General features: G+C 38.2%; 23 protein-coding genes and 1 pseudogene. 14 read left to right on the top strand and 10 right to left on the bottom strand.

The window, feature by feature from the left end; all coding sequences use genetic code 11:
* Nucleotides 1–9 precede the first annotated feature (9 nt).
* The 6 genes from hisA to E6H07_18890 are packed head-to-tail and all read right to left on the bottom strand — an operon-like array spanning nucleotide 10 to nucleotide 5,681.
* Complete coding sequence (gene hisA / locus E6H07_18865) at nucleotides 10–726, bottom strand: 1-(5-phosphoribosyl)-5-[(5-phosphoribosylamino)methylideneamino]imidazole-4-carboxamide isomerase (GenBank protein TMI61582.1); 717 nt, start codon at nucleotides 724–726, stop codon at nucleotides 10–12.
* Nucleotide 727: 1 nt separating this feature from the next.
* Nucleotides 728–1,318 carry an imidazole glycerol phosphate synthase subunit HisH gene (gene hisH / locus E6H07_18870; protein TMI61583.1) on the bottom strand — a complete coding sequence of 197 codons (591 nt, stop codon included), beginning with the start codon at nucleotides 1,316–1,318 and terminating at the stop codon, nucleotides 728–730.
* Nucleotides 1,318–2,472 carry a bifunctional histidinol-phosphatase/imidazoleglycerol-phosphate dehydratase HisB gene (gene hisB, locus E6H07_18875; protein ID TMI61584.1) on the bottom strand — a complete coding sequence of 385 codons (1,155 nt, stop codon included), beginning with the start codon at nucleotides 2,470–2,472 and terminating at the stop codon, nucleotides 1,318–1,320. The genes hisH and hisB overlap by 1 nt, the downstream gene beginning before the upstream one ends.
* Nucleotides 2,469–3,527 (bottom strand): histidinol-phosphate transaminase, encoded by a 1,059-nt coding sequence (gene hisC, locus E6H07_18880; protein TMI61585.1) that lies wholly within the window; start codon nucleotides 3,525–3,527, stop codon nucleotides 2,469–2,471. Before hisC ends, hisB begins: the two co-directional genes overlap by 4 nt.
* On the bottom strand, nucleotides 3,524–4,801 hold the full coding sequence (gene hisD / locus E6H07_18885) for a histidinol dehydrogenase (GenBank protein ID TMI61658.1): 1,278 nt from the start codon (nucleotides 4,799–4,801) through the stop codon (nucleotides 3,524–3,526). Before hisD ends, hisC begins: the two co-directional genes overlap by 4 nt.
* Nucleotides 4,802–4,820: 19 nt before the next feature.
* Complete coding sequence (locus tag E6H07_18890) at nucleotides 4,821–5,681, bottom strand: ATP phosphoribosyltransferase (GenBank protein ID TMI61586.1); 861 nt, start codon at nucleotides 5,679–5,681, stop codon at nucleotides 4,821–4,823.
* A 407-nt stretch (nucleotides 5,682–6,088) separates the two neighbouring features.
* Here E6H07_18890 and E6H07_18895 point away from each other — a divergent pair, with 407 nt between their 5' ends.
* From E6H07_18895 to E6H07_18915, 5 genes are all read left to right on the top strand, one after another.
* Nucleotides 6,089–6,856 (top strand): 3'-5' exonuclease, encoded by a 768-nt coding sequence (locus E6H07_18895; GenBank protein TMI61587.1) that lies wholly within the window; start codon nucleotides 6,089–6,091, stop codon nucleotides 6,854–6,856.
* Between the two features lie 74 nt (nucleotides 6,857–6,930).
* A complete protein-coding gene (locus E6H07_18900; GenBank protein TMI61588.1) occupies nucleotides 6,931–7,731 on the top strand; it encodes a polyprenol monophosphomannose synthase in 801 nt (266 codons plus the stop codon).
* Nucleotides 7,732–7,786: 55 nt separating this feature from the next.
* A complete protein-coding gene (locus E6H07_18905) occupies nucleotides 7,787–8,692 on the top strand; it encodes a DMT family transporter (GenBank protein TMI61589.1) in 906 nt (301 codons plus the stop codon).
* The gene (locus E6H07_18910; protein TMI61590.1) at nucleotides 8,646–9,524 is read left to right on the top strand and encodes a methyltransferase domain-containing protein; all 879 of its coding nucleotides are present in this window, start codon (nucleotides 8,646–8,648) and stop codon (nucleotides 9,522–9,524) included. Before E6H07_18905 ends, E6H07_18910 begins: the two co-directional genes overlap by 47 nt.
* 49 nt (nucleotides 9,525–9,573) lie before the next feature.
* Nucleotides 9,574–12,528 carry a S9 family peptidase gene (locus E6H07_18915; protein TMI61591.1) on the top strand — a complete coding sequence of 985 codons (2,955 nt, stop codon included), beginning with the start codon at nucleotides 9,574–9,576 and terminating at the stop codon, nucleotides 12,526–12,528.
* 92 nt (nucleotides 12,529–12,620) lie between these two features.
* Here E6H07_18915 and E6H07_18920 read toward each other — a convergent pair whose 3' ends face one another.
* Entirely contained in the window at nucleotides 12,621–13,337 is a 717-nt protein-coding gene (locus E6H07_18920; GenBank protein TMI61592.1) for a hypothetical protein, read from the bottom strand.
* Between the two features lie 90 nt (nucleotides 13,338–13,427).
* Here E6H07_18920 and E6H07_18925 point away from each other — a divergent pair, with 90 nt between their 5' ends.
* Both E6H07_18925 and E6H07_18930 read left to right on the top strand, forming a co-directional pair.
* Nucleotides 13,428–13,910 (top strand): histidine phosphatase family protein, encoded by a 483-nt coding sequence (locus E6H07_18925; protein ID TMI61593.1) that lies wholly within the window; start codon nucleotides 13,428–13,430, stop codon nucleotides 13,908–13,910.
* Nucleotides 13,911–13,973: 63 nt separating this feature from the next.
* Entirely contained in the window at nucleotides 13,974–15,407 is a 1,434-nt protein-coding gene (locus tag E6H07_18930) for a Gfo/Idh/MocA family oxidoreductase (GenBank protein ID TMI61594.1), read from the top strand.
* Nucleotides 15,408–15,467: 60 nt separating this feature from the next.
* Here E6H07_18930 and E6H07_18935 read toward each other — a convergent pair whose 3' ends face one another.
* Both E6H07_18935 and E6H07_18940 read right to left on the bottom strand, forming a co-directional pair.
* A complete protein-coding gene (locus E6H07_18935) occupies nucleotides 15,468–16,331 on the bottom strand; it encodes a hypothetical protein (protein TMI61595.1) in 864 nt (287 codons plus the stop codon).
* Between the two features lie 107 nt (nucleotides 16,332–16,438).
* Complete coding sequence (locus E6H07_18940; protein TMI61596.1) at nucleotides 16,439–17,578, bottom strand: hypothetical protein; 1,140 nt, start codon at nucleotides 17,576–17,578, stop codon at nucleotides 16,439–16,441.
* A 163-nt stretch (nucleotides 17,579–17,741) separates the two neighbouring features.
* Between E6H07_18940 and thrS the strand changes: the two genes are divergently transcribed.
* The 7 genes from thrS (at nucleotide 17,742) to E6H07_18975 (ending at nucleotide 25,875) form a co-directional block, all read left to right on the top strand.
* On the top strand, nucleotides 17,742–19,676 hold the full coding sequence (gene thrS, locus E6H07_18945) for a threonine--tRNA ligase (GenBank protein TMI61597.1): 1,935 nt from the start codon (nucleotides 17,742–17,744) through the stop codon (nucleotides 19,674–19,676).
* A gap of 86 nt (nucleotides 19,677–19,762) precedes the next feature.
* Nucleotides 19,763–20,422, top strand: coding sequence for a translation initiation factor IF-3 (locus E6H07_18950; GenBank protein ID TMI61598.1), 660 nt, complete (start codon nucleotides 19,763–19,765; stop codon nucleotides 20,420–20,422).
* An 81-nt stretch (nucleotides 20,423–20,503) separates the two neighbouring features.
* Nucleotides 20,504–20,848 (top strand): hypothetical protein, encoded by a 345-nt coding sequence (locus E6H07_18955; GenBank protein ID TMI61599.1) that lies wholly within the window; start codon nucleotides 20,504–20,506, stop codon nucleotides 20,846–20,848.
* Between the two features lie 62 nt (nucleotides 20,849–20,910).
* Complete coding sequence (locus E6H07_18960) at nucleotides 20,911–23,532, top strand: zinc-dependent metalloprotease (protein TMI61600.1); 2,622 nt, start codon at nucleotides 20,911–20,913, stop codon at nucleotides 23,530–23,532.
* Between the two features lie 217 nt (nucleotides 23,533–23,749).
* Nucleotides 23,750–23,947, top strand: coding sequence for a 50S ribosomal protein L35 (gene rpmI / locus E6H07_18965; GenBank protein TMI61601.1), 198 nt, complete (start codon nucleotides 23,750–23,752; stop codon nucleotides 23,945–23,947).
* A 49-nt stretch (nucleotides 23,948–23,996) separates the two neighbouring features.
* On the top strand, nucleotides 23,997–24,341 hold the full coding sequence (rplT, locus tag E6H07_18970) for a 50S ribosomal protein L20 (GenBank protein TMI61602.1): 345 nt from the start codon (nucleotides 23,997–23,999) through the stop codon (nucleotides 24,339–24,341).
* Between the two features lie 133 nt (nucleotides 24,342–24,474).
* A complete protein-coding gene (locus tag E6H07_18975) occupies nucleotides 24,475–25,875 on the top strand; it encodes an arginine decarboxylase (GenBank protein ID TMI61603.1) in 1,401 nt (466 codons plus the stop codon).
* Between the two features lie 393 nt (nucleotides 25,876–26,268).
* Here E6H07_18975 and E6H07_18980 read toward each other — a convergent pair.
* A pseudogene (locus E6H07_18980) lies at nucleotides 26,269–26,520 on the bottom strand (hypothetical protein).
* Nucleotides 26,521–26,577: the final 57 nt, after the last annotated feature.

Here is a 26,577-nt window from a genome sequence, read left to right on the forward strand (position 1 = left end):
TGGTTCTTTTTAAATAAACATTTTTAATTCAGACAGCTTTATTCTATTCTCATAAATTGCTTTGCCAACGATGGCGCCTGTGCAACCAGCTTCTCTTAAATGAACCAGGTCATCAATCGAAGAAACTCCACCACTTGCGATCAGATCAATTGAAGGATGTTGGTTGAGGATTTTTTTATAGAGATCAATCCCTGTTCCCTGTAGCAGGCCATCTTTGCTGATATCAGTACAGAAAAATTGTTTTATACCTTTCAGTTTATATTTATCGATCAAATCAAAAACTGATACATCTGTTGTTTCAGTCCAGCCCTTGATCGCAAGCTTCTCGTCTTTCACATCAGCGCCTATAATAAATCTTTCCACACCAAATTTAAAAAGCCAACCAGTTAAAGTGTTCTCATCTTTCACCGCTATACTTCCCACAGCAGCATATGCTGCTCCGGAGTCAAAACAAATACCAACATTCTTAGCTGTACTGATACCTCCACTGAAATCAATTTTAAGATTTGTTTTAGCTGCTATCTGCTCCAGCACTTTCCAGTTTTTTACATCACCTGCTTTCGCTCCATCAAGATCAACAAGGTGAAGTCTCTTTAATCCTGCATCTTCAAATTGCTTTGCTACTTCCAGCGGCTTTTCATTATAAACTTTTTTTTGTTCGTAATCGCCTTTGGTAAGTCTTACACATTTACCATCTATTATATCTATGGCGGGTATTATCTGCATACTATAGTTCAATAAAGTTTTTTAAAATCTGTTCACCAGCTGCTGCACTTTTTTCAGGGTGAAACTGCACACCATAAAAATTATTCTTATGTAATGCACTACTATAGGGGTATACATAATCTGTTGTGGCAATTGTATGTTCACCTTTAGCTGCATAATAGCCATGCACAAAATAACAATAGCTATTAGTAAGTACATTTTTAAACAAATCAGTTTTCAGCTCATTGATTGTGTTCCATCCAATTTGCGGAACTTTAAGACTTGTTCCTGCTGTATTGAATTTATTAACTGGTTCATCAAATATGCCGAGACAATCTGTATCGTTTTCTTCAGAATGCCTGCACATTAATTGCATCCCGAGACAGATACCAAGTACAGGTTGTGTCAACGAACTGATCAAGCTGTCAAGATTTCTTTCTTTTAAATAATTCATTGCAGTGCTTGCTTCACCTACTCCGGGAAAGATCACTTTGTCCGCATTTTTAATTTCCTCAGCATTATCAGTTACCGTAGCAGAATAGCCGATCCTCTCCAGTGCATACAATACGGAGCGGATATTTCCTGCATTATATTTTATGATTGCCAATTTCATTAAATTATTCCTTTCGTTGTTGGTAACTGCATATTGTCAATATCTCTTTTCACAGCCATCTTAATTGATTTAGCCAATGCTTTAAAAATGGATTCGATTTTATGATGTTCATTTTCTCCTTCTACTTTTATATTCAGATTGCATTTGGCTGCATCGCTGAAGGATTTGAAGAAATGATAAAACATTTCTGTGGGCATATCACCAATCTTTTCTCTAGAGAATTTCGCATCCCATACTAGCCAACTTCTTCCGCCGAAATCAATTGCTACCTGTGCAAGACAATCATCCATTGGTAACATAAAACCATAGCGGCTGATGCCTGCCTTATTACCAAGGGCTTTTGCAAATGCTTCGCCGAGTGCAATTGCAGTGTCTTCTATTGTGTGGTGTTCATCAATTTGCAGATCACCGTCAACTTTAATTTTAAGATCAGCTCCACTATGCCTGCCGAGCTGGTCAAGCATATGATTGAAGAAGTTCAACCCGGTATTGATCTCTGTTTTACCATTGCCATCAAGATTTAATTCGATACAAATCTTTGTTTCATTTGTATTTCTTTCATGTTTTACATAACGGTTGCCCAATTTCAGAAATTCATAAATTTTTTTCCACCCGATAGCTATCGGGTCAGTTGTTTCTAAAGCAATAGTTGATTGTAGGGCATTGAGTGTGTCTTTTATTTCATTACCACCAAGATCAGGGTCATTATTCAGCCAGATAGCTTTGCATCCCAAATTTTTTGCTAATTGTACATCTGTTATTCTATCTCCAATTACAAATGAGTTTGCTAAATCATATTCCGGGTTGTTAATATATTTTGTGAACATTCCTGTTCCGGGTTTGCGTGTCGATTTATTTTCGTTGGCAAAACTTTTATCAATAAGTACTTCGGTAAAATTTATTGCTTCTGCTGAAAGATTTTTCAGAATAAAATTATGTACAGGCCAGAATGTTTCTTCAGGAAAGTCAGCTGTTCCCAAACCATCCTGGTTAGTTGGCATCACAAGCTCATAATCGAATTCTTTTGTAATACGGGATAGCCATGTAAACATACCCGGATAGAATTCGAGTTTTTCAAAAGAATCGATCTGGTAAGTAGGCGGGGCTTCTTTGATCAGCGTTCCGTCCCTATCGATAAATAATACTTTCTTCATCCGTTGTACTTTTTTAATAAATTAATCAGTTTTGAGTTTTCACCCGGTGTTCCTATTGTGATTCTTAAGCAATCATCGCATAAAACAATCTTGCTTCTGTCCCGTACAATAATGCCTTCTGCACAGAGGCTTTCATAGATCTCTTTTGTGTTTTTTATTTTTACCAATAAAAAATTTGCATCTGATGGATAAACAAACTCAGTAGCTGAAAGATTCAGCAAATCAGTTTTTAATTTTTCTCTTTCACTCACTGTAATGCTGATGTGCTGGTTTACCCATTCGATATTATTCAGTGCATCGAGTGCCAGCAATTGCGTAGCTGTATTGATATTGTAAGGGTATTTTACTTTGTTGAAAAGATCAATGATTTGTTGTGACGCAAACGCCATTCCCAGTCTCAATCCAGCCAATCCCCATGCTTTGCTTAGCGTCTGCATTACTACAAGATTGGGGTATTCTGTCAATTCTGAAATGAAGGTTTTTTGTTTTGCATAATTGATATACGCTTCATCAATTACTACGACACCATTGAAATTATTCAGAATGATCTCTATATCTGCACGATTAATACTATTACCTGTTGGGTTGTTAGGTGAGCAAATGAAAATGAGTTTGGTAAAAGGATCAATGGCGTTTTCAATTTCATCAATTTGCAGTTGGTAATCTTTTGTAAGATTGATCTTCTTTACTTTTATATCATTCATTTCTGCGCAAACTTCGTACATGCCATAAGTAGGAGGGAAGATGATTGCGTTGTCACGACCGGGTTCACAGAAAATTCGAAAGAGCAGATCGATCGCTTCATCACTGCCATTCCCGAGAAAAATATTTTGTGGTGGTACTCCTTTTATTTTGCTGAGTTTTTCTTTTACTTCCATTTGCAAAGGATCGGGGTAGCGATTAAAGTTATCCGGCAAGGGAGAGCCAAATGAATTTTCATTGGCATCCAGGAAAACAGAAGCCTCACCGCTAAACTCATGTCTTGCTGATGAATAGGCAGTCATCTTCTTGATATTATCCCGTACCAGGCTTTCTAAATTAAATTCCATACTCAGTTTTTTAATCTTATTGCTACTGCATTTTTATGGGCATCCAATCCTTCTGCTGATGCCATTTGCATTACGGTGTCACCAATATTTTTCAATCCTTGCTTTGTCAGTTGCTGAAAGGTTATCTTTTTTACAAAACTATCAACGGATACGCCGCTGTACATAGCCGCATAACCATTTGTTGGCAATGTGTGATTCGTACCGCTTGCATAATCACCAACTGATTCAGGAGAATAATTGCCAATGAAAACAGAACCTGCTGAAACGATCATATCCGTTAAACTTTCAGCGTTTTTGCATGAAAGTATTATATGTTCAGGTGCATAAAGATTAGATAACTCAATTGCTTCATCAATTGACTTAAGCAAAATGATCTTACTATTACGTAATGCTTTTTCAGCAATTGCTTTTCTTGGCAGATCGTTTAATTGTTCTTTTATGCATTGCTGAACTCTTTCTGCTATTGTTTCGCTGGTAGTTAGCAACATAACCTGTGAGTCGGCGCCGTGTTCTGCCTGAGATAATAGATCAGCAGCAACAAAATCAGGTACTGCTGTTTCATCTGCAATTACCAAAACCTCGGATGGACCGGCGGGCATATCAATTGCCACTCCTTCTTTTTGTACCAGTAGTTTGGCGGCAGTTACATATTGATTTCCGGGGCCGAAAATCTTGAACACTTTAGGAATGCTTTCTGTTCCGTATGCCATTGCACCAATGGCCTGCACACCACCAGCTTTGAAAATTTTTGTTATACCACAAAGATTTGCAGTATATAAAATGGCAGGATTGATCGATCCGTCTTTTGAAGGTGGGGTACATAGAACTATTTCTTTACAACCGGCGAGTGATGCAGGAACTGCCAGCATCAGCACTGTAGAGAAAAGAGGTGCAGTGCCGCCGGGAATATAGATGCCCACTTTTTCGATGCCGACTGATTTTCTCCAGCAATTGATGCCCGGCATTGTTTCAATAATCTTTATTTCATCAACCTGCGACTGGTGAAATTTTTCAATATTCGATTTGGCTTGTTTTATTGCTTCCTTCAATTCTGGAGGCATTAATTCTTTTGCTTCTTCAATTTCTTTTTCACTTACCAATAGTTTCTTCAGCTTCACCCCGTCAAACTCATTTGTATATTTCTTTACAGCTTTATCACCTTTCAGATTTACTTTTTCCAAAATCTTCTTCACTACTTTTTCTAACGAAGCAGTTTCAAGTACAGGCCGCTTAATTATCTCTTGCCAATTGCTTCTGTCCGGATATTTTATCACGTTTATCATCTTAACCTTTTATTTCCTAAATAATCATTTTTTCAATTGGAATGATCAATATTCCCTGGGCGCCATTTTCTTTCAGGTTTTCAATCACATCCCAGAAATCATTTTCACTGATAACTGAGTGAACTGAACTCCATCCGGTTTCTGCCAGTGGAAGAATAGTGGGGCTTTTCATGCCGGGTAATAATTTGCAGATAGCATCTAACTTATCATTCGGAGCATTCAGCAAAACATATTTATTGTTCTTGGCTTTTTTTACAGCGCTTATTCTGAATAAAAGTTTACTAAGCAGGTTTTGTTTTTCAACAGATAGACTTTTATTACTAATCAAAACAGCTTCGGATTTTAAAACGGTTTCAAGTTCCGCCAGTTCATTACTGAATAAAGTACTTCCTGAGCTTACAAGATCGCAGATTGCATCAGCGAGGCCAATTCGTGGTGCTATTTCCACTGATCCACTGATCTCCTGTATGGTTGCTTTTATTTTTTTTTCATCCAGGTAAGAAGAAAGGATCAAAGGGTAACTGGTTGCAATCTTTTTACCAACCAGATCCGATAAGGATTTTATCTGACCTGCTTTAGGGATAGCAATCGATAGACGGCATTTACCAAAACCTAATTTCGCAATTGTATTTACCTGTTTATTTTTTTCAGCTACTACATTTTCCCCAACAAAACCAATATCCGCTACAGCATCCTGTACATATTCAGGAATATCATCATCACGCAAAAAGAAAACCTCTAATGGAAAATTAGCAGCCTGTACCCGCAACTGGTTATTGCCATTGCTTACATCAATACCGCATTCTTTCAGCAGGGCCATCGAGCCTTCATACAATCTCCCTTTTTTCTGAACGGCAATTTTTAATGATTCACTCATTGATAAATAGTTTAAAATGAAAAAGGGCTTACCTGAGTAAGCCCTTTAAAAGTTTATGATAAACATAATACCATCACGGCCTACACTGAAAGCGTAAGATATGGTGATGATGATTATGTGTACGATTAATCATTGTGTCGCAAAAATAGGGTAGAAAGTTTATGAATGAAAACTTTTATTCTCTGTTTGTTTTTTGGAAACTGCGGGGCAACCGTATTTGCGTGAAGTGGCGCATGAACTCATTGCAACAACCATTAGTACGATTCCAAGAAAGGCAAATAATCTATTTTTCATTTGGGATATTTTTTGATTAAACGAAAAAAGCTTGATTTTAGTGCATAAAGGTAAAGATTTGATCCTTTTCAGGCCAATGTTTTATATTTGCCGTCCTTACATTATTGATTTTCATGCTTAAACTTACTAAACCGCTTGCTTTTATTGACTTAGAAACAACCGGTATCAACCTCGGGTCAGACAGGATCGTTGAAATTGCGATCGTAAAAATTCTTGCTGATGGCAGCCGTAGTGTTAAACGGAAACTGATCAATCCGCAAATGCCGATCCCCAAACAATCAAGCGATGTGCATGGTATTACCGATGATATGGTAAAAGATGCTCCGGCATTTAAAGATGTAGCACAAGAACTGAAACAGATGCTTGATGGTTGCGATATTGGCGGCTATAACAGCAATCGTTTTGATATTCCATTATTAATGGAGGAATTTATCCGTGCAGAAGTGGAGTTTGATATGAAAGGCCGCAAGCTTGTGGACGTGCAGAACATCTTTCATAAAATGGAACAGCGTACACTTGGTGCCGCGTATAAGTTTTACTGTAATAAAATCCTGGAAGGTGCTCATGGCGCAGAAGTAGATGCTTCGGCTACTCATGAAATACTGGTGGCCCAGGTAGAACGTTATCCTGCGCTGGGAAATACAGTTGACTCTATTATGAAAGTGGTTGGCGAAGAAGTGATCGTGGATTTTGCACGCCGTTTTATAATGGATAACGGAATTGAAGTCTTCAATTTTGGCAAACATAAAGGCCGCCCGGTGGCAGATATTTTAAAGTCGGAACCGCAATATTACGATTGGATGCTGAAAGGCGATTTTCCACAGCACACAAAACTAAAGCTCAGGGAAATTTATACCCGGACAATGTTGAAGAAAAAATAACCACACCTTTGAACCTGTAGAAAAAATTAACAGGCTTACTCTTGCATTTTTTGTAAATTCGTTATTCACTTTCGATAGTGGAGAAAATTGTAATCATACCCACCTATAATGAGAAGGAGAACATCAGTTCTATCCTTCATGCAGTGTTTGGATTGAACCAACAATTTCATGTATTGATTATTGATGATGGATCGCCAGATGGCACTGCGGAAATTGTAAAAGAATTGCAACCTAAATTTTCCGGACAATTATTTTTAGAAGAAAGAAAAGGAAAGCTGGGATTGGGCACAGCTTATATCCATGGATTTAAATGGGCTATTGAAAAGGGATACAAATATATTTTCGAAATGGATGCAGATTTTTCACATAACCCGAATGACCTGCAGCATTTATACAATGCATGTAAAAACGATGGCGCCAGTCTCGCAATCGGCTCCCGTTATGTGAAAGGTGGTGGTGTTGTTAATTGGCCCTGGGACAGGATCGCTTTATCAAAAGGTGGTTCGATGTATACACGAATGATCACCTGGATGCCTGTAAAAGATCCAACAGCCGGTTTTGTATGTTATAAAAAAGAAACACTTGAAGCTATTAATCTTGATAAGATTGAGTTTGTAGGTTATGCTTTCCAGATTGAAATGAAATATGCCGTTTGGAAACTTGGATTTAAAATAAAAGAAGTGCCCATCATTTTCCAGGACCGCAAGTATGGAAATTCAAAGATGAACAAGGGTATCATCAAAGAAGGTGTATTGGGTGTATTGAAACTCCGCTGGAACAGTATGTTCAAAAACTATCGCAAGAGAGTAAAGAGTGACGGCTCTTTTGAAATGAATCCTGCTTCGAAGGAAGAAATGCTTTCTGAAAGCAAATAGTTTATTGTTTTGTGGTATCATTTGCAGCCTGTAGCTTGCGGCTAGAGTTTCTTGCATGAAAAAAGCTTTTCTCTATCTTCATCTTTCCGTTTTTCTCGCTGGCTTCACAGGTCCATTGGGCAGGCTTATCGATTTGAATGAAGGCATGCTTGTCTGGTACCGCTTATTATTTACTTCAGTTACTATGTGGATTGTTTTTGGGATTACAAAAAAACTGGTGAGGATACCTAAGGCTGACATTTTAAAATTAACAGGCATTGGTTTCTTAGCGGCCTTGCATTGGGTTACATTTTATGGTTCTATTAAATATGCAAACATATCTGTAGCATTAGTTTGTTTTTCTGCGGTAGGTTTTTTTACTGCATTGGTTGAACCGATTCTTCTGAAAACAAAGTTTAACTGGATCGAAGTGTTTCTCGGTTTAATGGTGATGGCGGGCATCTATCTTATATTTCATTTTGATCCGCAATACAAGTTGGGAATACTTTTAGGTCTTATTTGCGCATTGCTTATGGCATTTGTTATGATCTTTATCCGGCAAATGGTTCAACACATCAATCCTGAGACAGTACTTACTTACCAGATCAGCGGGGGCTTTATCAGCTTAACTATTTTGCTGCCTGTTTATTTAATGATTGTGCCAACAGGTAAGTTTTTGCCTAACCTGGAAGACATTGGCTGGTTGCTGATACTTTCATGGCTATGTTCAGTATTGGCTTTTCAGTTATCCGTTTATGCACTGAAAAGATTATCGGCCTTCACAGTTAACCTCAATTTTAATCTTGAACCAGTATATGGGATCATACTTGCTTTTGTATTTTTCAATGAGAATAAAAAGCTTAGCGATGGTTTTTATCTTGGTTTAACTTTAATTGCTTTGTCACTGGTCATTCATGTATTGATGGTATTACGGGATGAGCATAAAAAGAAAGGAGAAAATGGAATTAAGCAGTTATCATAACAATATTGTTGATTATTATAATTCGACTGAGCATTCCTATAAAGATGCATGGGATCTGAATAACAGTCTCGCTATTCATTATGGCTATTGGGATGAGAAAGTGAAAAGTTTTCCTGAGTCTTTGCTTCGGATGAATGAAGTGATGATGGAAGCTGCCGGAATAAAATCAACAGACAAAGTATTGGATGCAGGCTGCGGTGTAGGTGGCAGCAGCATTTTTATGGCAAAAAAGATTGGATGTAGTGTCACAGGCATTTCACTAAGCGAAAAACAAATTGCGCAGGCAACTGTCAATGCTGAAAAGAAAGATATTTCTAATAAAGCCCATTTTTTAAAAATGGATTATTGCCGTACTAATTTTCCGGATGCAAGTTTTGATGTGGTTTGGGGTTGTGAAAGCATTTGCTATGCAGATGATAAAGATTTGTTCATTAAAGAGGCTTATCGTTTACTGAAACCGGGTGGCAGATTAGTGGTTGCAGATGGGCTTGTTACCGATTTTGAAAACAATGATCATCCTGTTATCCGAAATTGGTTAGATGGCTGGCAGGTAAATTATCTCGAGTCGCCGAAACGGTTTCATCAGTTCATGCAATCAGCAGGGTTCTCTGCTATCCAGTACAGGGATATTTCAAAATACACTGCTCATTCAGCAAAACGGTTATATAAATTCTATTTCCTTGCCAACCTTTACTTACTCTGGAAAACAATAACATTTTCTAACCGTGCTACAGAAATTCAAAAGAAGAATATTTCCGCCTGCAAATACCAGTACAGGGGCATGAAAAATGGCTTGTGGCAATATGGTTTGATAGTTGGCCGTAAACCCTGACCGGTTTTATCATTATTCCTTTAACTTAGGCGCTTTAAAAACAATACACATGAGGAAAGCATTCATCTTAGCTTTTTTACTTTTTACTTTCGAATTTTTACAGGCTCAAAAGAAGCCACTTGACCACACAGTTTATGATAGCTGGCAAAGCATCGGTGAAAGAATGATCAGTAACGATGGCAAATGGGTAGTATACACTATCAACGTACAGGAAGGTGATAATGAACTGGTGATTCAGTCAACGGATACAATTGAAAATAAAAGAATTTTTCCCCGTGGTTATAATGCGGTGATAACTGAAGACAACAGGTTTGCTGTTTTTAAAATAAAGCCTTTCTTCAAAGACACAAGAGATGCAAGAATAAAAAAGAAAAGACCTGACGATATGCCAAAGGATTCTTTTGCAATTGTAGAATTGGGATCTTACAAAACAATCAAACTACCAAGAGTAAAAACTTTTAAAACACCAAAAGAAGGTGAAGGCTGGATCGCTTATCACCAGGATAAAACAGTTGATTCGGTAAGAACAAGAACTACAGCTCCTGCAAATAATGATAAAAAAGTTATTGATAGTTTAAAGAAGAAGATTGACTCATTAGTACAACTGGTAAATCAGCCACCGCCAGCCCCTTCAAAAAAGAAAAAAAATAAGGACAATGAAGAAATTGAAGATATGCAGTATGCTACAGGTAACGACGCCGATGGCGACGAAACTCCCGGTGCTGCTGCCGATGCAGGAACAGACCTGGTACTAAGAAAAACAGATAATGGCAGTGAAAAGATTTTTAAAAATGTAGTTGAATATTTTTTTGATGAAAAAGGTCATAAGCTTTTAGTTAGAACTGCAAAGAATCCAAGAGATTCGTTGAGTAAGCCGCTGGTATTTCTGCATAATCTCCGCATCGGTGTTACTGACACACTTAGCCGCGGCGGAAATGATTTTAAAAATTTTGCTTTCAGTGAAGATGGTTCACAGGTAGCTTATGTAGCTGAACGTGACAGTAGCGCTAAAGCCTTGCAGAAATATTATAAACTTTGGTATTTTAAAGAGGGAATGGATAGCGCCAAATTACTGGTAGATAAAAATACTGTTGGGATGAAGATCGGAATGACGGTAAGTGAATTTGGAAATCTTTCATTCAGCAAGTCTGGTAAGCGTTTATTCTTTGGGGTGACACCTATACAACCACCGAGAGATACAACCTTAGTTGATTTTGAAACTGCGAAGCTCGATATCTGGAACTATAAAGATGATTACCTGCAAACTGTTCAGTTGAATCGCTTACAGATCGATTCACGACAAAGCTTCCTTACTGTTTATCATTTTGAAAATGGTACACTGAAGCAACTGGCTTCAAAAGAACTTCCGAATGTGATACAAACAAATGAAGGTGATGGAGAAACATTTGTGGGTGTTACAGATTTCGGCAGAAGAATAGAAGGCCAGTGGACTGGAAATACTGTAGATGATATTTATGCCATAAACCCAGTAACAGGCGAAAAGAAATTAGTGAAAGAAAAATTGAAAGGACAGGTTTATCCATCTTCAACCGGGAAATATATTATGTGGTATGACCGTCCTGCAAAAAGCTATTTTGTATGGGATGGAATAACAACCAAAAATATTACTGCTAAAATAAAAGTTCCCTTGTGGGATGAAGAGTTTGATACACCTGATGACCCGACTCCTTATGGCGTGATGCGTTGGATAGAAGGAGACAGTGTTGTTTTTATATATGACAGGTATGATGTATGGAAAGTAAATGTGGATGGAAGTGGGGCGAAACTGTTTACCTTAAATGGTAGAAAGGATAAACGTTCATACAGGTATGTGCAAACCAACCCCGATGAAAGAGCATTGAAACCTGATTCAAGAATTCTATATAGGGTAACTGATAATATTGGCAAAGGTTCCGGTTTGCAATATGTTGATTATAAAAACCCGGGTACAATAAGAATATTTGCCAAACCCGGCATATTTACAACTGGGTTTCCTGCAAAAGCGAAATCTGTTGACAAGTTATTTTATACAAAAGAAAGCTATGCAGCTTCACCGGATGTGTATGTTAGTTCAGGCATGAATGATGCCTCAGATATTAAGCTTTCTTCAACAAATCCTCAACAAAAAGATTACAATTGGGGAACAGCAGAACTTTTTACATGGAAAGCTTATACAGGTAAAATGAATCAAGGTGTTTTATACAAACCTGAAAATTTTGATCCAAAGAAAAAATACCCGATGATTTGTTATTTTTATGAAACGCATACGGATCAATTACATTCCTATATTCCGCCATCACCAACACCGAGTAGGTTAAATATCTCATTTTTTGTAAGTCGAGGTTATATTGTATTCTCTCCGGATATTCATTATGGTACTGGTCACCCTGCTAAAGATTGTTATAATCATGTGGTAAGCGGAGCAAGAGCTTTGGTAAAAGCAGGATTTGTTGATAGTACAAGAATCGGCATACAAGGACAAAGCTGGGGTGGTATACAAGTGGCGCAGTTGGTTACGATGACCAAACTCTTTAAAGCAGCATGGGCTGGGGCACCGGTTGCAAACATGACAAGTGCTTATGGTGGTATTCGTTGGGAAAGTGGTGTAACACGTCAGTTTCAATATGAGAAATCACAAAGCAGGATCGGTGCAACATTATGGGAGAAGCCAAATTTATATATAGAAAATTCACCGTTGTTTCATTTACCAAAAGTAACGACACCGATGGTGATAATGTCTAACGATGCTGATGGCGCAGTACCCTGGTACCAGGGAATAGAAATGTTTACTGCTATGCGTAGGTTAGGTAAACAGGTTTGGATGCTAACTTATAATGGAGAAGCACATAACCTCGTTGAAAGAAGAAACCGCAAAGACATACAAATAAGAGAACAACAATTCTTCGATTGGTTATTGAAAGGGGAGAAGCCAGCTAAATGGATAACAGAAGGAGTGCCTGCGGTTAAAAAGGGAAAGGAGTGGGGACTTGAATTAGTAGATTAGCAAATGTGCGGATGAACTTTGCAATTAATTAAAGAATTTTGATTGCGTGTAGTTTTATAATTCGCAAATCTGCACATTGATTAATCCGCACATTAAGCCGCTTGTATTGTAATGTATTTTACCAAACTTCTTTTTGCGATCGGCAGTAGTGTTTCATCAACAGGAAAATTTAAATTAGCTTCAATAGAATAAACAGCCGGGTTGGGTAACTCCACCCGGTTTTTTATTAATTCTGATTTTATCGATTCATAGGTGTTTACAAAACTGCGCTGCCATTCATCAACGTAAATTGTTCTTATACTGCGATATTTTTCATCATGTTTATCAAAAATGGAAATACGGTATTGATAAACCTTGGTTGACTTACTGCTATTGCCGAGAAAGAAATACCCTTCGGTATTTTCCAGGGGCATGATACCGACAGGAGTAATAATAAGTTTGTTTTCTACAAACTCATAGATCTCTGTCCCACTGCTGATCGTTGTTTTTATTCTTTCGGCTGAGTAATTGATAATTTCTTCCAGTTCCTGCATTAGTTCGTCATCGGCAATCATCTGCTCGTAAAGCAACTGCAATTTTTCCAACTGCATGCCGGTTAGCTTTTTAGGAAAATGTTCTTGCAGAAATTTTTTATTCTCCCGGAAAGCGGCGATGTTATTGTAATGAAAGATCACATCTGCCAGTTGGGGGTAGAGTTTATTTTCGTTGAAGTATTTGTTCACCTCTTTCAGGTAGGCGAGCAGGGTATATTTCTTCAATTCAAAATCAATATAGCCTTCAGCAAACCAGGTTTCAGATAATGTTTTCATGGTGACGCTGGGTTTAGTATTTATAAATTTACAAAAAGACGGCTGAAATTGAAACGAAGTTTATCTTCACTATGTTAAAAACTAATAAATATGCGGTTAATCCTTGTAGTATTTTCTTCATTCTTTCTCTTTTCATGTTCTCAAACATTTTATGTGGTTCGCCATGCTGAAAAAGCTGCACAGGCAGCCAATATGAGCAGTGATGTACCATTATCTACGGTGGGTAAACAAAGAGCTGAAAGACTTGGAGGCCTTTTGCATACTAAAAAGATCGGGTTGATCTATTCCACCAATACTATCCGAACAAGAGCCACAGCAGAGCCGACAGCAAATCATTTCTTATTATCAATAAATACTTATGGGCCTAAACCGGATTCTGCTTTTATCAAATTACTTAAGTCTCAAAAGAAAAATACATTGGTTGTAGGGCATAGTAACACAGTGGATGATATTGTAAATATGCTTTGCGGAGAAACCAAAGTTGCCGGCGATCTTGATGAAACTATCTATGATAATTTGTATGTAATAAAAAGAAAAGGCAAGAAATTTATTTTCCGAAACGACAAGTTTTGATCAGACGCAGAAAAATGAATAATGTATTTCAGTTTGTCTTATCTTTTGCAAAATTTTTTAACGATGAGCAACCCATTTGATAAATCAAGAAGAAAGTTTTTAAGAAATTCCGTTGTACTCGGAAGCAGTTTTTTTATTGTTCCCCGTCATGTGCTGGGAAAAGGTTTTGTTGCACCCAGCGATAAACTTCGCATCGCTGGTATTGGTGTAGGTGGAAAAGGAGCCAGCGACCTGGCTGAATTTGCAAAAAGTCCCAATGTAAGTATTGTAGCGCTTTGTGATGTGGATGACAGGCAGGCTGTAAAATCAAGAGAGAAATTTACACAGGCAAAATATTACAAAGACTTCAGGGAAATGCTGGATAAGGAGAAGAATAATATAGATGCCTGCAGTATTTCAACACCCGATCATACACATGCTGTAGCAACAATTGCTGCTATGCAACTCGGCAAACATGTTTACACTCAGAAACCCCTTACACATGATATTTATGAAGCGAGAATGCTGACAGAAGCAGCTAAGAAATACAAAGTGGTTACACAAATGGGTAACCAGGGCGGCAGTGGTGATGGCGTACGCAAAGCAAAAGAAATTGTGGATGCGGGAATGATCGGGCAGGTAACTGAAGCACAGGCATGGACCAACAGACCTGTATGGCCGCAAGGTATTGCTACTCCAAAAGGTCAATTCGATATTCCTAAAGAACTTGATTGGAATTTATGGTTGAGTACTGCGAAGATGATGGATTATAACCCCGCTTATTTGCCATTTAACTGGCGTGGCTGGTGGGCATTTGGTACAGGTGCGTTGGGCGACATGGCTTGTCATATAATGGACCCCATTTATCGCATACTTCCAATTTTATATCCAGAGTCTGTTGAATGCAGCATCAGTAATGTATGGAAAGACATGTGGGCTGAAGGTAACTTCGTAGATAGCTGCCCGCCTTCTTCTATCATTCATTTGGTTTATCCTACTAATGATGGTAAACGTAAAATAAAAGTAAGCTGGCATGATGGTGGCCTGTTGCCTGAAAGACCGGATGAGTTATTGCCCGGAGAAGAATTTGGCAATTGGGATGGCGGTGTTTTATTAATTGGTACCAAAGGAAAATTGCTGATGGATTGCTATGGTGAAAATCCACGGTTATTGCCAACCAAATTGATGACGGAGAAAAAAATGCCAGCCGAGAAAATTAAAAGAGTTCCTGAAGGACATTACCTACAATGGGTGAATGCATGTATTGCTGGATATGGAAAAGCTGAAACAAGTTCACCGTTTGAATATGCAGGACCATTTACAGAAAGTATTTTGATCGGTAACCTCGCTATACGCAGTTGGATGATGCTTAATCCGAATTTGAAAGGATGGGGGGATAAATATTTAGGCCGTAAAAAATTATTGTGGGATGCAAAAAATATGAAGATCACAAACTTTGATGAAGCCAACCAATATGTGAAGCGAGATTATAGAGAGGGGTGGAGTTTGGGAGTATAAGAAATTTGAAAGCCATACTTCAAGTATGGCTTTTTTATTGCTGAAATCTCTTTTAATTTTTTACTGAGTTGTCGCTATCGGCTTCTGGTAAATAAACCTGACCATCGCATTTTTTGTACTATCAGATTTTAAGTAGAGTTGATATCGTTTATCACCGGCATTAATGATCATAAGTGCGGTATTAGGCGGGATGCTACCCATGTTTTCTCCAACCATTATCACTTCTTGCATCGTTTTTTTCAAATCGATCCTGACATAGGTACTAACAGGTTTTGCCGTTAGCATTTTCCTGGATACAGATGGCATATTGTTTATATAAACAGAAATGGTGTCTCCATCGATCTGCCCATTATCATAAAAATCTATTTTGATAGTACCGGTGTCAACAAAAATTTCTTTTACCAATTCTGCTTTACGGTTGGCTAAAGCAGGTGGTAATTTTGGCTCCGGTTTAAAATCAGATTTAGATACCCGGTTTAATACGATCGTACCCGGTGGACATGCAGAACGTTTATCCATCGTGGTTCCTTCCCAGCTTCCACGCAATTGTTCATCTTGCCCTTCCTTATGTAAAGTGAGTTTATATTTTTTTATACATGGAATACAATCACTGGGTATCTGGAAAACGAGGACTTTCAGTTCATCGATCGTTGCCAATTTTTCTTTTTCATTCCAACTTCCTTCAAACTCTTCTTTTACATAATTTGTTTGATCAGAAAAATGGTAGGACACACCTGTTATCCTCGATCCGGCTACTTCCAGTTGTAATTCTATATTGTAAACAGGAAAACAACCTCCAACATTCTGAACGAGTCTTCCTTTCCAGGTTCCGGTCATGTTTGTATTGATCGTGTTGTTTGCAGTTTGGGCAAAACATACAATTCCAGTAGTTATATAAACCAATGTTAGTAGCAGGTGTCTCATTCGTAAAGCAAAATAGCTGAATTGAACTAATATATTTTAAAAACTTGTTCCGCGGCAACCGAATTACAGAAGCGGTCAGTTAGGAATAGGATGCAAATATGGGTTGGTTATTTTTTAATGTATTTAAATCTCACCATTGCATTTTTTTGAAAAGTAGATGTGATACGTGCCGTAAAACGCTGGTCACCGGCTTCAACGACCATCAAAGAAGTATTTGGGGGAATTCTTCCGAGATTCTCTGCTACCATTACAAGCTCATGCTCATTATTTATCTCATCCAACTTTAACTTTAGTTCCAAGGGAACAGCTGTCAGCCTTTTTTTACTTAGCACCAGTTTATTATTCATATAAACGGAAATAGTGTCTCCATCTATTTCGCCATTATCATAAAGCTTTACTGTTACATTCTCATTATCCACTGTAAATGTATTAACCAGTTCATTCTTTCTGGATGAAAGAGAAGTTGGCCGTGTATTTATTTTTGGAGGAATATTTGTTTCAGTCACTTTATCGGATTCAATTGAATTCGGAATAGTATTATTTAGCGAATCAATATTATTTTTTTTAAGTGGCGTTACCGGCTTTGTAGATGTTGTTGTTCTTTGTGCCGGTGAGTTTGTTTTGACTGTAGTATTATTCTTTGGTACAGTCGTAGGAGATTTGGCAGGAGGTTTAGTAGCGGCAGTAGTCTTTTTAACGACAGCCGAATCTTTTTTCTGTGTTAGCGGAGCTGTTGAGGTTTCGTTTTGTGCTTTCTTCAAAAAAGGTTCTACCGGAAAATCTGAAGTTGGAACTTTTCGCAGATAAACTCGTCCATCACCACAATCTTCACCTTTTTTACCGCCATAACTATCCTTTTCATATTTGCTGGTATAAGTACCTTCCAGGAATTCTTCTTTTCCTGATTGGGTATAAATAAGGTTATACTTCATAATGCAGGCAACCGATAGGCCTGACATTTTTAGCTCAACTGTTTTAATTTCTTCAAACAATACTTTCTGGGAGATTTTATTGAAGTGGCCCGTCATGGTTGCTTTACCATAAAAAACGGTGGTGAGATAGGAATAAGTGACACCTGAAATGGTGTTACCCTTTGATTCCAGTTGTACTTCAATCTTATACTGGTCGCCCCGGTCTGAGAAAAAATTACCTCTCCAAATGCCGGTTATGTTCTGGGAAAATAGAGTTACTGGAAGAAAAAACAGTACGGGTAAAGAAACAAATATGGGTTTCAGGAATCGTCTCATCACGGCGTCAAAACTAACGAATAAGTTCGTAAAGATATATGGCTGGCTGGCAAGAGTTTGTTAATTTCGCCGCTCGTAATTGTGAATGGTGAATTGTCGATGTTGGATGACGGATTCACACAACTCCCTGTTACATTTTTTCTCAAAGACATAAAATTAAAAGATGATTAATATCACTTTACCGGATGGTTCGGTAAGACAGTATGAGAAAGGCACAACTTCACTGGATATTGCTAAATCCATTTCTGAAGGATTGGCAAGAAAAGTTCTAGCTGCTTCAGTAAATGGAAAAGTTTGGGATATAAGCCGGCCTATTAATGAAGACGCTGCTTTTAAACTATTGACATGGGATGATACGGAGGGAAAAAATACATTCTGGCATTCATCTGCCCACCTGATGGCTGAAGCTGTTGAATCAATGTTCCCTGGTGTAAAATTCTGGGTAGGCCCGCCGGTAGATAATGGTTTTTATTATGACATGGATCTCGGTGATAGAAAAATTTCCGAAGCTGACCTGGAAGCATTGGAAAAAAAGATGAATGAGTTGTCAAAGCAGAATAATGCTTTTGCCCGTAAAGAAATTTCAAAAGCAGATGCACTAAAATATTTTACCGATAAAGGTGACGAATACAAACTCGACTTATTGCAAAACCTGACTGATGGTGAAATAACTTTTTATACACAGGGAAATTTTACAGATCTCTGCCGCGGTCCGCATATTCCAAATACAGGTTTTATAAAAGCGATAAAACTTACCAATATCGCAGGAGCTTACTGGAAAGGTGATGAAAAGAATAAACAGCTTACAAGATTGTATGGTGTCACATTTCCTTCCCAAAAACAATTGGATGAATATCTCGCCTTGCTTGAAGAAGCTAAGAAAAGAGATCATAGAAAGTTGGGAAAAGAGTTAGGCATTTTTACAATGGATGATGATGTAGGCCAAGGCCTGATCATGTGGATGCCGAATGGAACTGTGATAATTGAAGAACTGGAGAAGCTGGCAAAAGAAACTGAACAAGCGGCAGGATATAAAAGAGTAGTGACCCCGCATATCGCTAAGGAAAGTATGTATCTCACCAGTGGTCACCTCCCATATTATGCAGATAGTATGTACCCTCCAATGGAAATGGATGGCGAAAAATATTATCTGAGATCGATGAACTGCCCACATCATCATAAGATTTATGCTGCTGAACCTAAAAGCTATCGTGACTTACCTTATCGTGTTGCTGAATATGGAACGGTATATCGTTATGAGCAAAGCGGTGAATTATTTGGATTGATGAGGGTACGTTGCCTGCATATGAATGATGCACATATTTACTGTACAAAAGAACAGTTCAATGATGAGTTCAGGGCGGTGAATGATTTGTACCTGAAGTATTTTAAGATCTTCGGAGTAGATAAATATATCATGCGTCTTTCTTTGCACTCACCGGAAAAATTGGGGATTAAATATGTGAATGAACCTGAGTTGTGGAAGCAAACAGAAGAGATGGTTAGGAATCTGTTGATAGAATCAAGCATACCATATGTGGAAGTGCAGGATGAGGCCGCTTTTTACGGTCCGAAAATAGATGTACAGATCTATAGCGTTATTGGCCGTGAGTTTACCCTTGCAACCAACCAGGTGGATTTTTCACAGGGCCGCAGTTTTAAATTACAATACACAACGCAGGATAATAAAACAGAAACGCCCCTTATTATTCACAGGGCCCCGCTGGGCACACATGAACGGTTTATTGGCTTCCTGTTAGAGCATTATGCCGGTAAATTGCCGCTATGGCTGGCGCCGGTACAGGTGAAATTGCTGCCTATCAGCGACAAATTTGTAGGATATGCACAATCTGTTTTGGATAAACTAAAAAAAGCGGATATTCGTGCAGAGCTTGATGACCGCAGCGAAAAGATCGGAAAAAAGATTCGTGATACTGAGCTGATGAAAGTACCTTACATGTTCGTGGTAGGTGAAAAAGAGGTGAATGAAAACAAAGTAGCTGTGAGAAGGCAAGGCAAAGGCGATCTCGGGGCAAAATCAGTGGATGAAATTATTAATGAACTAGTGACAGAGATCAAAGAAAGAAAAGCAGAATAGTAATTAAATAGATCCTCATTCCCTGTTGAGGATAAATCAAAAAAACAATACCCTTCACAGGGAAAGGGTTCATTTAAATTTTTTAGATGGCAGTACAACAAGGTGGTGGTGGCGGTTATAAACCCGGTGGCGGAGGTGGTTTTCAAAGACCGGCCGGTGGTGGTGGTTTCCAAAAACCAGGTGGATTTAACAAAGGCGGCTTCAACAGGAACAGGTTTCCTCCCCGCAGAGAAGCTGAGCATCGTATCAATCATTTTATCAGGGTTCCCCAGGTTCGTTTGGTTGGTGAGAATATAGAAGTGGGTGTTTACTCAACACAGGATGCAATGAAAATTGCGCAGGATCAAGGGCTTGATCTGGTAGAAATTTCTCCGCAGGCCGATCCGCCGGTTTGCAAGGTTATTGACTATAATAAATTCCTCTACGATAAGAAGAAGAAGGAAAAAGAAATGAAAGCGAAAAGCAAAACCTCTGAAGTAAAAGAGATTCGCTTTACGCCCAATACAGATGATCATGATTTTGATTTCAAATCACGTCATGCTGAAAACTTTTTGAAAGATGGTGATAAAGTAAAAGCATACGTTCAGTTCAAAGGCCGTGCAATTCAATTCAAAGACCGTGGTGAATTATTACTTTTAAAATTTGCTGATCGTTTGAAAGAATTTGGTGCTATGGAAAGCATGCCGAAACTCGAAGGAAAAAGAATGATCGCTATTTTTACACCGAAAGGGAAGAAGAAACCATAATTTACTTCAAATATAAATTGACCGAAACCGTCGCAGACTTGTGCCGGTTTTTTTATTGTTCATATTTTTATAATTTTCATTATGCAAATTGAAGCACTTCAAAAATTCTGTCTTTCATTACCTGCCGTTACAGAAGATGTAAAATGGGGTAACGACTTATGTTTTTCCATTGGAGCCAAAATGTTTTGTGTGACTTCCTTAGAACCACCAATCAAATATTCATTTAAAGTTCCGGACGATGTATTTGATGAACTATCCACTGCCGATGGATTTATGCCTGCACCATATATGGCAAGGGCTAAATGGGTGACCGTTACCAAACCTTCGGTGCTGGGTAAAAAGGATTGGGAAAAATATATCAAACAGAGTTACGAGCTGATAAAAATGAAATTGACAAAAAAACTGCGAAGCGACTTGGGGATATGAATCTTTCAGCTTTTCTATAAGCCATTCCCTGTTTAACATTCTGTTTTCACCGTTGGTATAAAATGATAAACACCTTATCACTGGAAATCCTGTATTCTGTATCTTCAGCCTCTTTTATCCAAATAAAAAATATGATTAAAACGACCACACGATTCAGTTTTGTACTTGGTGCTGCATTATTTGCCACCAGCATAAATGCTCAGCCACCAAACTCAAGACCTACCGATAGTACCCGTCGTGCTACGCCATCCAATAATGGCCCCAAAGCATTTAAGGAGATTGTTACTTCAAAAGCGGTAAGTGATGAAGGTTTGTTTACCATACATAAAGTTGAAGACAAATATTATTTTGAAATACCTGATAAATTATTAGGCCGTGATGTACTGGTAGTAAACAGGGTTTCCAAATCATCAGTAAATACCAGTAAAGCCTTTGGTGGTTATAATGGCGATCAGATAAATGAAACAGTTATTCGTTTTGAAAAAGGCCCATCCAATAAAATTTTTCTGAAAGCAGTTTCTTATGCGGTAATGTCGAAAGACAGTACACAGCCAATGTTTCAATCAGTAATGAATTCAAACATACAGCCTATCTCTGCTGTATTTGAAATAAAAGCATGGTCAAAAGATACTACAGGATGTTTGATCGATGTTTCAGATTACCTGAACAGTGATAACGATATCATTGCTTTTTCATCTACAGGATTAGGAGGCCCCACTTCATTGATAATGGGAAAATCCATATTTAACGCAGGAGGTTTTCAACCCGACAAATCCTATGTTGTAAGTGTAAAATCTTTTGAAAATAATATTGAGATAAGTGCAATTAAAACTTATAGCAAGACTATGGGTAGCGGAATTCAGATTGGTCTGCCTACCGCTCCGGGTAGCCAGAGCAATGTAACGTTGCAGATAAATAGTTCATTGATTATTCTTCCTGAAAAGCAAATGCATAAAAGATACTTCGATAACAGGATCGGTTATTTTGCAAGAGGCTATACTGATTTTGATAAAAATCCGCAAGGAGTAGAAAACCCAAGTATAGCTTTAAAATGGAGACTGGAACCTAAAGAAGAAGATATTGAAAAATATTTAAGAGGCGAATTGGTTGAGCCCAAAAAACAAATTGTTTATTATATCGATCCCGCTACTCCAAAGAAATGGATCCCTTTCCTGATACAGGGAGTAAATGACTGGCAGGTTGCTTTTGAAAAAGCAGGTTTCAAAAATGCCATCATTGCTAAAGAAGCTCCAACTAATGATTCTAACTGGACTCTCGAAGATGCGAGGTACGCCGGTATCATCTACAAACCTTCGAGTGTCGCAAATGCTTACGGCCCTACTGTTACAGATCCAAGAACTGGTGAAATACTCGAGAGTCATATTGGTTGGTTTCATAACGTGATGCAGATATTGCGGAACTGGTATTTTATTCAATGCGCTGCAACAGACCCGAAAGCAAGAAAAATGGTTTTTGAGGATGAGCTGATGGGTCAGTTGATCCGTTTTGTTTCTTCGCATGAAGTAGGTCATACTCTTGGACTGCAACATAATTTTGGATCAAGCAGTACAGTGCCGGTAGAAAATCTGAGGAACAAAGCATGGGTAGAAGCAAACGGACATACACCTTCCATTATGGATTATGCCCGTTTCAACTATGTAGCGCAGCCGGAAGATAATATTTCAGAGATCGGTTTATTTCCAAGAATAGGTGATTACGATAAATGGGCCATTGAATGGGCTTATCGTTGGTACCCTGATTTTAAAACAGAAGATGATGAAAAAGCACATTTAAATAAATGGGTAATTGAAAAATTAAAAGACAGAAGACTTTGGTGGGGTAGTGGTGAAACAGATGATCCAAGAAATCAAACAGAAGATTTAGGTGATGATGCAGTTAAAGCATCGGGTTATGGGATAGCAAATCTTAAAAGAATATTGCCTAACCTGATGGAATGGACAAAGCAAAGTAATGAAGGTTATGAAAATCTCGCCGAACTCTATGGTGAATTGGTTGGACAGTTTAACCGCTATATTGGCCATGTTGGTAGTTATGTAGGCAGTATGTTTATGACGCCAAAAACAATTGAGCAAAGCGGGCCTGTTTTCGAATATCTGCCCGAAGCCAGACAAAAAGATGCTGTTGATTTTATCAATAAGCAGTTATTTACAACACCTATCTGGCTTATTAATTATGATATTTTCAATCGTACCGGAAGAAATGCACTGACAACGATTGGCGGCTTGCAGGATGCTGCATTGGGCAGGTTGTTGCGTACCAGCAATCTTATGAAACTGATCAATAACGAAGCTGCAATTGGAGATAAGGCGTACCAGGTAACAGAGCTATTGTCTGACTTAAAGAAAGGTATCTGGTCTGAACTAAGTGGGGGCAAGTCAATTGATGTTTATCGCAGAAACCTTCAGAAATCCTATGTTAGCATTATCGATGGGATTCTAAATCCACCATCCCAGTCTTCAGGCAGTACTATAATTTTCCTGGGTGGAGGAGGTGGTGGCAGCCAAGTTGACAAATCAGACATTAAAAGCATCCTTAGAGCTCATTTGATTAGTCTAAACCAGGAAGTGAAAGCTGCATCAGCACGAATCACGGATAACATGAGCAAGCTTCATTTGGCTGACGTTTCAAACAGAATTGATAACATTCTGGATCCTAAGAAGTAACAGCTTTTGATGTTGAAATATTTTCAAAATGGGGTTTCGCAGGAAGCCCCATTTTATTTCAGTGAATGTTTGGCTGATAAGGCTCTCAAACCTATCTTTGCGACCCCTTACCCAAGGGTAGTTCTTCCTACTTACAGGATAACATTACTGAAGAGGCCCGCAAAGGGTCCCGGCTGTCCGGGAACGCCTCAAAGGTGTAATTTAAAAAGCATTTAAAATGCCAAAGGTAAAAACGAACTCCAGTGCTAAAAAACGTTTCAAAGTAACGGGCACAGGAAAGATCACTCATCAAAAGAGTTTTAAACGTCACATCCTGACGAAAAAATCAAAGAAACGTAAAAGGGCTTTAGGTAAAGATGGCGTGGTTGCCAAACCTAACATGAACTTTGTAAAGTTCCTGCTTCGTTTGAAGTAAACCCGTACACGAATTCAATCAACAATCTTAAATCTAAAATTATTTTGATATGCCCCGTTCAAAAAATTCGGTAGCAAGTAAAGCACGCCGGAAAAAAGTATTAAAGCAAGCCAAAGGCTTTTATGGTAAACGTAAAAACGTTTATACCGTTGCCAAAAACGTAGTTGAAAAAGGTATGACCTATATGTTTGTAGGTCGTAAACTGAAGAAAAGAGAATACCGTACATTATGGATTGCACGTATCAACGCTGCTGTTCGTGAAGAAGGATTAACGTATTCTGAATTCATCAACCGTTTAGGTAAAAAAGGAATCGAGCTGGATAGAAAAGTACTCGCTGACCTTGCGATGAACAATCCTGAAAGCTTTAAGAGCCTTGTTGCGCAGGTAAAATAAGAACTTCCTAAAAGATATTAGAAACCGGTTGTGAGTAATCTCAGCCGGTTTTTTATTTGTGTAATACTGCATTCGTATACATTTGCAGGAATTCATATTTTTTAAGCAATAAAACTGAACCGCTTTGGATAACATGAATAATACCTACCTCGACCTGGTTAAACAGACGTTTAATTTTCCCCAGGAAGGTATCGAGGTGGAGGAAGGCAACTTGTACTTTAATGGAGTCGATCTGAAAGCCCTGATTGCAAAATATGGCACACCTATGAAGGTTAGCTATCTTCCCAAGATCGGGATGCAGATCAAGAAAGCAAGGCACATGTTCGCAACTGCTTTTAAAAAATATAAATACGAAGGAAAGTATCATTACTGCTATTGTACCAAAAGCTCACACTTTAGTTTCGTGGTGGAAGAAGCATTGAAACAGGATATTCATCTTGAAACCTCTTATGCTTATGATATTGAGATCGTAAAAAAGCTATACGAAAAACGGAAGATAAGTAAGGACACATATATCATCTGTAATGGGTATAAACAAAAGGGGTACATAAGAAGGATAGCCGGATTACTTAACTCAGGTTTCCAAAATGTAATTCCAATCCTTGACAATAAAGAAGAATTGAAGGAATACGCCAAAGCAGTCAAGTCAACTTTCAAAGTAGGTATTCGCGTTGCTGCGGAGGAAGAACCTACATTTCCATTTTATACCTCACGATTAGGTATTCGTGCAAAAGATATTCTTGAGTTTTATGTAGATAGGATTGAGGGTTATGAAAGCAAGTTTCAACTCAAGATGCTTCATATCTTTTTGAACAAAGGAATTAAAGATGATATCTACTACTGGAGTGAATTGAATAAGATCATCAACCTCTATTGTCAGTTAAAAAAGATTTGTCCCGAGCTTGACAGTATCAATATCGGCGGCGGTTTTCCAATCAAGCACTCACTGGGCTTTGAATACGATTATCAGTTCATGATAAATGAGATCGTACGTAACATCAAAGCTGCTTGTAAACGAAACAAAGTACCGATGCCAAATATATTCACCGAATTTGGAAGTTATACCGTAGGTGAAAGCATGATGCATATCTTCAGTGTTATTGGGCAAAAAAATCAGAATGACCGTGAGACATGGTATATGATCGATTCATCATTTATCACTACACTTCCTGATACATGGGGCATTGGTGAAAAATTTCTAATGCTTCCGGTAAATAAGTGGGATAAAGAATATCATAGAGTGGTGCTGGGAGGCATCACATGCGATAGTCATGATTATTACGATAGCGAAGAACATATCAATGAAGTTTTCTTACCTAAGATCGAAAATGGTGAACCGCTTTATGTTGGATTTTTCCATACTGGTGCTTACCAGGATCAGATAAGCGGCTATGGCGGTATTAAACACTGTTTGATACCTTCTCCTAAACATATTATTATTGGGCACGATAGAAACGGGAAATTAACTGATTGGGTTTATGCTAAACAGCAAACGGCTCAAAGCATGCTGAAGATCCTTGGCTATGCTAAATAATAAAGAAGCCCTTTCTTACAACTGAAATATTTTCGTTAACCGGCAACTTGTAAATCAGTTATGGAAAGGGCTTGGTATTTTTAAAGGCCTTAGTTAATGATGTCCGCGGCCATGATTTCCATTATTGCCCTTACCATTTCCATTTGATTTTCCTTTTCCCTGCCCGTTATTACTTTGAGTTTTATCTTTTCCTTTATTATACCAGTCGTTATACTCATTATCATCATATTTCACTTTTCCAAGATACTGGTCATCTAAATAATAGCGGCTATCATATCCTTGCCAGTATGTATATCCATCTGAGTTGCGGTGATAGTACCTTCCATCATTGCTTCTTCCTATTCTTATATCAGGAGTACGGACAATGATCAATGGCACTCTTCTGCTATATTCATATTGTTTCTTACGCTGGCCTGGTGCATAAGGTCTTGCTGATCTTCCGCCATAAACTTTCTTTGCTTGTCCTGGTGGAAGGTTGCCGGGATTGGGATCATTCGTTACAATCACTACCCGTCTGTCATCTTCAGGATAAGGATAACGCCTGCTTGTTGGGTAATCGGGATAGGAACGACTTGTACGACAACTTGCTGCCAAAGCTATTATCGCGATGAGAATTGCCGCCTGTAAAAATGTATTTGATTTCATAGTTAGGGAATTTACTTTTATAACTCAATTATTTTGCCGGAAACATTTAAAAGAAAA

This window comes from Bacteroidota bacterium, from assembly GCA_005882315.1.
In the GTDB taxonomy this organism is placed as follows: Bacteria; Bacteroidota; Bacteroidia; order Chitinophagales; family Chitinophagaceae; genus VBAR01.